This is a genomic window from Streptomyces spongiae, from assembly GCF_009377185.1.
Classification (GTDB): Bacteria; Actinomycetota; Actinomycetes; order Streptomycetales; family Streptomycetaceae; genus Streptomyces; species Streptomyces spongiae.
The window spans coordinates 21,618-28,532 of the sequence record NZ_VJZC01000074.1 but is presented as its reverse complement, the minus strand read 5'-3'; the positions used below and the strand labels follow the sequence as shown (position 1 = coordinate 28,532).

Here is a 6,915-nt window from a genome sequence, read left to right as displayed (position 1 = left end):
ACCCACCCCAGACACCCACTGCGACCTGCGCGTTCATCCACTCCGGGCGCCGTTGTCAGTGGGCTGCGGTAGCTTCCGAAGTGCTGGGGCGCACAGTCGCGCCACAGGTAACAGCCACAGGGGTGGGTGGGCCATGAGCAACGGCACGGCGACGACAGCAGACCTCGACCTCCAGCTCGAGAAGCACCGGGTCGAGCTGACCGGTTACTGCTACCGGATGCTCGGCTCCTCCTTCGAGGCCGAGGACGCGGTGCAGGACACCCTCGTCCGCGCCTGGCGGAGCTACGAGAAGTTCGAGGGCCGCTCCTCACTCCGCTCCTGGCTGTACCGCATCGCGACGAACGTGTGCCTGGACATGCTGACGGCGGGCAACAAACGGGCACGCCCCATGGACCTCAGCGACTCCACCCCTCTGGCCCAGGCGGCGCTCGCCCCCCGCCCGGACAACACCTGGCTGGAGCCCGTCCCGGACGCCCGCGTCCTGCCCGCGACCAGCGACCCGGCGGAGGCGGCGGTGGCGAAGGAGTCCGTGCGGCTGGCCTTCGTCGCGGCCCTGCAGAAGCTGCCGTCCAAGCAGCGTGCCGTGCTCATCCTCCGCGAGGTGCTGGCCTGGAAGGCGAGCGAGGTCGCCGAGTTGCTCGGCACCTCGGTGGCGTCGGTGAACAGCGCGCTGCAGAGAGCCCGGGCGACGCTCGCCGAGGGCAACGGCCAGGGGGCGGAGGGCGCCGTCTCCGACCCGCTGGACGAGGAGCAGCAGAAGCTCCTGGACCGCTATGTGGCGGCCTTCGAGGGGTACGACATGGCGGCGCTGACCGCGCTGCTGCACGAGGACGCGGTCATGACGATGCCGCCGTTCGACCTGTGGCTGCGCGGCACGGACGACATCACGGGCTTCATGACGACGCTGGGCGCGCCCTGCGCGGGCTCGCACCTGGTGCCGGTCTCCGTGAACGGCCTGCCGGGCTTCGCCCAGTACAAGCCGGACCCGGAGAAGGGCGGTTTCTCTTCCTGGGCGATCCAGGTCCTGGAGATATCAGAGGGCCGGATCACCGGGTTCCACTGCTTCCTCGACACCGCCCGCTGGTTCCCGCTCTTCGGGCTGCCCCTCCACCTCGAAGGCGAGGCCGACAAGACCGAGTAGCGCGCGCAGCGCCGGGTCGGGGTCCCGTAGCCGTATGCGGCCCCCGGCACGCCGGGCGGCGAGCTGAAGCCGGGCGAGCACGTCGACGGCGGCCAGACCCGGCGGTCCGATCCCGGCGACGTCGCACACCACGACGCCCGCCCGGGTGGCCTTCAGCCGCGCGCGGACGTCGGCACAGAGCCGGGGGACCTCGTCCTTGGCGACGGGGCCCGGCAGCACGAGTACGGCGGGTGTCGTGGCATCCACGTTCGGTAGACCGTCCTGGGGCTCGTAACTCATCGCGCCGTGCCCAACCGACGGTATGCGCCCGCGCGGTCCGGCAAGGATCACATTGACCGGTGGCCCGCCTTCCCCGGAGGGTTGGGTGTATGCCCCATGAATCAGCACCGCCCCTCATACCCGACGGCCTCCTTCCCGCCGAGGAGGCCCTGTGCAGGGGGTGCTGACGGGGTTCGCGGTGATCGCCGTCGTCATCGGCGTCGGCTTCGTCATCGGACGTCGGGGCTACCTCGGCGAGCACGGACGGGAGGTGCTGACCAAGCTCGCGTTCCATGTGGCCTCACCGGCCCTGCTGTTCACGACGCTCGCCGGGGCCGACCTGTCGGTGATCTTCTCCAGCCGCCTGCTCGTCACGGCGCTGAGCACGGCCGCCGCGGCCGGAGCCTTCGTCGCGGTCGGTGTCGTACGGCGCTGGGGCGTCGGCCGGACGACCATCGGCGCGCTGTGCTCCAGTTACGTCAACTCCGGCAACCTCGGCATCCCGATCGCCGTGTACGTGCTGGGCGACGCCTCGCTCGTGGCGCCGGTGCTGCTGTTCCAGGTGATCGCCGTGACACCGGTCGCGCTGACGATCCTGGACCTGTCGGGCCCGGGCGAGAAGGGCCCGCTGTGGCGGCGGCTGATCACGCCGTTGCGCAACCCGATCGCGGTGGGCTCGCTGGCCGGGGTCGCGGTCTCGGCATCCGGACTGACGGTACCGGGGCCGGTCATGGACCCGTTGACGCTGATCGGCAACATGTCGGTGCCCGCGGTGCTGCTCGCCTTCGGTATCTCCCTGTGCGGCAGCACCCTCCCGGGCCGCGGCTCCGACCGCCACCCGGTGCTGCTCTCGGTCGCCCTGAAGTCGGTGGGCCAGCCGGTGGTGGCCTGGGCGCTCGCGACCGGGCTCTTCGGTCTCCGCGGGGCGCCCCTGCTCGACGTCGTGGTCACCTCGGCGCTGCCCGCCGCGCAGAACCTCTACACGTACGCGAGCCGCTACCGCGTGGGCGAGGTCCTGGCCCGGGAGGCGATCCTGCTGTCGACGGTGCTGTCAGTGCCGGTGTTGGTGGTGGTGGCGGCGTTGTTGGGGTGAGGTGCGGCTCAGCCGATGCGTGCGGCTCAGCCGATGCGTTCCAGCACCACCGGCGACGGCGTGAAGTCCACTCCCGACGCCCCGATGTCGTACGACCCCTCGACCGCCTGCAACGCGTACGCGAACCGCTCCGGCGTGTCCGTGTGCAGTGTGAGCAACGGCTGGCCCTCGGTCACCGCGTCGCCGGGCTTGGCGTGCATCTCCACACCCGCCGCCGCCTGCACCGGGTCCTCCTTGCGGGCGCGGCCGGCTCCGAGGCGCCAGGCGGCGATGCCGATGTCGTAGGCGTCGAGGCGGGTCAGGACGCCCGAGGAGGGGGCCGTGACCACGTGCTGCTCGCGGGACGTAGGCAGCGGAGCGTCCGGGTCGCCGCCCTGGGCCGCGATCATGCGGCGCCACACGTCCATCGCCGAGCCGTCGGCGAGGGCCTTCGCCGGGTCCGCGTCCTTCACCCCGGCCGCGTCGAGCATCTCGCGGGCCAGGGCCAGGGTCAGTTCCACGACATCGGCCGGGCCACCGCCCGCGAGTACCTCGACCGACTCCCTGACCTCCAGGGCGTTGCCCGCCGTCAGACCGAGCGGGGTCGCCATGTCCGTCAGCAGCGCGACCGTCCGTACGCCGTGGTCCGTGCCCAGGCCGACCATCGTGGAGGCCAGTTCACGCGCGTCCTCGATGGTCTTCATGAAGGCGCCCGTGCCCACCTTCACGTCGAGGACCAGCGAGCCCGTTCCCTCGGCGATCTTCTTCGACATGATCGAGGAGGCGATGAGGGGGATCGCCTCGACCGTGCCCGTGACGTCGCGGAGTGCGTACAGCTTCTTGTCCGCCGGGGCCAGGCCGTCGCCCGCCGCGCAGATCACCGCGCCCGCGCCGTTCAGGACGGACAGCATCTCCTCGTTCGAGAGCAGGGCGCGCCAGCCGGGGATCGACTCCAGCTTGTCCAGGGTGCCGCCCGTGTGGCCGAGGCCCCGGCCCGAGAGCTGCGGGACCGCGGCGCCGCAGGCCGCCACCAGCGGGGCCAGCGGGAGTGTGATCTTGTCGCCGACGCCGCCCGTGGAGTGCTTGTCGGCGGTCGGGCGGGACAGGGAGGAGAAGTCCATGCGCTCGCCGGAGGCGATCATCGCGGCCGTCCAGCGGGCGATCTCACGGCGGTCCATGCCGTTGAGCAGGATGGCCATCGCGAGCGCGGACATCTGCTCGTCGGCGACCTCCCCGCGGGTGTACGCGTCGATGACCCAGTCGATCTGTTCGTCGCTGAGCTCGCCGCGGTCCCGCTTGGTGCGGATGACGGAGATGGCGTCCATGGCCATGACGTTCCTTCCGAGGTTGCGAAGGTGGCTTTCGAGGTTCTCGTGGAGTTCGAGGGCCGAAAGTGAGCGGCCCCTCCGACCGGTCGTCAGGAGGGGCCGCTCGGGGGTTACTTGGTGAGATGGTCCGGGCCGAACGCCTGCGGCAGCATCTCCGACAGCGGCAGGATCCCCGCCGGGGTCTCCAGGAGCATGTCCGGGCCGCCGAACTCGTACAGCAGTTGGCGACAGCGACCGCACGGGACGAGGATCTCGCCCTGTCCGTCCACGCAGGTGAAGTGCGTGAGCCGACCGCCGCCGGTGTTCTGCAGCTGCGAGACCAGCCCGCACTCGGCGCACAGCCCGAGGCCGTACGAGGCGTTCTCGACGTTGCAGCCCGAGACGATCCGCCCGTCGTCGACCAGGGCGGCGACGCCGACCGGGTAGCCGGAGTACGGGGCGTACGCACGGGACATCGCGTCCCGGGCCACCGCCCGCAGCTCCTCCCAGTCGACGCCGTCGACGTCGGCGACACCGGCGGGCGACGTCACTTGCCCTGTCCCTTTCGGTACGGCAGACCGTCCGCCTTGGGCATCCGCAGCCGCTGCGCGGAGAGCGCGAGGACGATCAGCGTGATGACGTACGGCGTGGCGGAGACGACCTGGTTCGGGACCTCGTTGGTGGTCGCGTACCAGGTGAACACCAGGACGCCGATGAGCAGGGTGATCGCGGCGGCGGTGTACTTCTTGCGGACCACCAGCCAGACGGCGCCGATGACCAGCAGGAGGGCGCCGAGCAGCAGCAGCGCGTGGACGTTCTCGGAGCCGCCGCGCAGGTTGAGGCTGTCGGTGTAGCCGAACAGACCGGCGCCGAGGGCGAGTCCGCCGGGCATCCAGTTGCCGAAGATCATCGCGGCGAGACCGATGTAGCCCCGGCCGCTGACCTGGCCCTCCAGGTAGAAGGGGTTGGCCACGATGGACAGGAAGACACCGCCGAGGCCGGCCAGGCCGCCGGAGATGATCACGGCCAGGTACTTGTACTTGTAGACGTTGACGCCGAGCGACTCGGCGGCGACCGGGTTCTCACCGCAGGACCGCAGCCGCAGACCGAACGCGGTACGCCACAGGATCCACCAGCTGCCGGGGATCAGGGCGACGGCGATCAGGGTCAGCCAGGAGACGTTGGTGACCAGGCCGCCGAGCAGGCCCGCGATGTCGGAGACCAGGAACCAGCCCTTGTGGTTGAGATCGCTCAGCGCGTCCGAGAGTCCTGGGACCGTGAAGTCGCCGAGGGACTCCACCTGCGGGGACTGCTTGGCCGAGCCGCCCTCCTTGCCCTCGAAGGCGAGCGGGGCGAGGTAGCGGGTGGCGCCGAGGGCGAGGATGTTGATGGCCACACCGGAGACGATGTGGTTGACGTTGAAGGTGACGGTGACGAACGCGTGCACCAGGCCGCCGATCGCGCCGCCGATGATGCCGACGAGGACGCCGGTCCACGGGCCCCACTGGTAGCCGGCCCAGGCACCGAACCAGGTGCCGAGGATCATCATGCCCTCGAGGCCGATGTTGACGACGCCCGCGCGCTCGGCCCACAGACCGCCGAGGCCGGCCAGGCCGATCGGGACGGCCAGCTCCAGCGCGGTGGACATCTGGCTGACGTTGGTGATGCCGTCGGCGCCGGTGACGACGCGGACGAGCGAGGTCAGTGCGAGGCCGCCGGCGATGATGAGGAGCAGGACGGGCAGCGACAGCTTGCGGCCGGCCGGGGCGGCGGGCTGCAGCGTGGGCTGGTTGACGTCTTGCGCGGTGGTCACTGTGGTCATCGGCCAGCCACCTCCTTCTGGGCCTTCTGGGCGGTGTTGTCGGTGGCGCCGAGGACGAGACCGGCGGCGAGCTCCGCGCCGACGCGGCGCTGCTGGCGGCGCAGACCCCACTCGCGCACGGCCTCGTACGAGACGACGACGGCGAGCACGATCAGGCCCTGCATGATGACCGCGATCTCCTTGTCGTAGTTGTGGAAGTCCAGCTCGGGCGAGGCCTTGTCGAGCCAGGCCCACAGGAGGGCCGCGAAGGCGATGCCGGTCGGGTTGTTGCGGCCGAGCAGGGCGATGCCGATGCCGAGGAAGCCGATGCCGGTGGGGAAGTTCAGGCTGTACGTGTGGGTGTCGCCGAGCAGGATCGGCAGGCCCGCGAGACCGGCCATACCGCCGGAGATCAGCATGGCCGTGAGCACCATGCGCTTGGGGTCGACCCCGCTGGCCGCGGCGGCGCTCTCCGAGGCGCCCGAGGCGCGCAGGTCGAAGCCGAAGCGGGTGCGGTTGAGGACGACCCAGTAGACGACGCCGAGCAGGACGGCGAGGAAGACGAGTCCGTAGATCTCACCGGCCGCGCCCATGTCGATGCCGGGGACCCAGCCGGACTTGTGCATCTCGCCGGTGGTGTTGTTGTTGCCGACCTTGACGCCGAAGACGCTGGGCAGCCACAGGTAGGCGATCACGGAGGTCGCGATCGCGTTGAGCATGATCGTCGCGACGACCTCGCTGACGCCGCGGGTGATCTTGAGGACACCGGCGATGCCGGACCAGAAGGCGCCGGTGAGTACGGCGGTCAGGAGCAGCAGCGGGATCTGGAGGACCGCCGGGAGGTTCACGTGGGCGCCGACGACCGCGGCCATCATGGCGGCGAGCTGGTACTGGCCGTCGACACCGATGTTGAACAGGTTCATCCGGAAGCCGATGGCCACCGCGAGGGCCGCGATGTAGTACATCGAGGCCTGGTTGATGATCAGGACCTGGATGTCGGAGAACGATGCCTGCTCGAACATCAGGGTGTACGGCTCGACCGGGTTCTTACCCGAGGCGATCAGCACCACCGAGGTCAGGGCGAAGGCCACGGCGAGCGCGATGACCGGCCCGGCCACCGCGAGGAGCACGCGCTCCTTGTCGAACTTCTTCATCAGCGGGCCTCGTCTTCCGGGGCGTCTGCGTCTGCCGGTGCGTCCGCGTCCGGGGCGTCCTCGTCTTCCGGGGCGTCCGCGTCTGCCTGGGTCTTCGCCGGACCTTGGGATGGGGTGCTTGCCGTGCCTTGGGAGGGAACTTTCACGGGGCTCTCGGCTCGGGGTTCGGCCGGGGCGTCGGC

At 70.6% G+C, this 6,915-nt stretch carries 7 protein-coding genes; 2 read left to right on the top strand and 5 right to left on the bottom strand.

Annotation, left to right across the window (positions count from 1 at the left end; genetic code table 11):
- Positions 1-133: 133 nt before the first annotated feature.
- Positions 134-1,141, top strand: coding sequence for a sigma-70 family RNA polymerase sigma factor (locus FNH08_RS13840; RefSeq protein ID WP_152771779.1), 1,008 nt, complete (start codon positions 134-136; stop codon positions 1,139-1,141).
- On the opposite strand, the gene FNH08_RS13835 is transcribed toward FNH08_RS13840, so the two are convergent.
- A complete protein-coding gene (locus FNH08_RS13835) occupies positions 1,034-1,420 on the bottom strand; it encodes an STAS domain-containing protein (RefSeq protein ID WP_152771778.1) in 387 nt (128 codons plus the stop codon). The genes FNH08_RS13840 and FNH08_RS13835 overlap by 108 nt on opposite strands.
- A gap of 151 nt (positions 1,421-1,571) precedes the next feature.
- On the opposite strand from FNH08_RS13835, the gene FNH08_RS13830 reads away from it, so the two are divergent.
- Positions 1,572-2,492: an AEC family transporter gene (locus tag FNH08_RS13830; RefSeq protein WP_322724433.1), complete on the top strand. Its 921-nt coding sequence runs from the start codon at positions 1,572-1,574 to the stop codon at positions 2,490-2,492.
- Between the two features lie 26 nt (positions 2,493-2,518).
- On the opposite strand, the gene FNH08_RS13825 is transcribed toward FNH08_RS13830, so the two are convergent.
- From FNH08_RS13825 to FNH08_RS13810, 4 genes are all read right to left on the bottom strand, one after another.
- A complete protein-coding gene (locus tag FNH08_RS13825; protein ID WP_152771777.1) occupies positions 2,519-3,802 on the bottom strand; it encodes a thymidine phosphorylase in 1,284 nt (427 codons plus the stop codon).
- Positions 3,803-3,909: 107 nt separating this feature from the next.
- Positions 3,910-4,329: a cytidine deaminase gene (locus FNH08_RS13820; RefSeq protein WP_322724431.1), complete on the bottom strand. Its 420-nt coding sequence runs from the start codon at positions 4,327-4,329 to the stop codon at positions 3,910-3,912.
- Positions 4,326-5,600 carry an ABC transporter permease gene (locus FNH08_RS51860; RefSeq protein WP_152771775.1) on the bottom strand — a complete coding sequence of 425 codons (1,275 nt, stop codon included), beginning with the start codon at positions 5,598-5,600 and terminating at the stop codon, positions 4,326-4,328. The genes FNH08_RS13820 and FNH08_RS51860 overlap by 4 nt, the downstream gene beginning before the upstream one ends.
- Positions 5,597-6,733 carry an ABC transporter permease gene (locus FNH08_RS13810; RefSeq protein WP_152771774.1) on the bottom strand — a complete coding sequence of 379 codons (1,137 nt, stop codon included), beginning with the start codon at positions 6,731-6,733 and terminating at the stop codon, positions 5,597-5,599. Before FNH08_RS13810 ends, FNH08_RS51860 begins: the two co-directional genes overlap by 4 nt.
- Positions 6,734-6,915 lie beyond the last annotated feature (182 nt).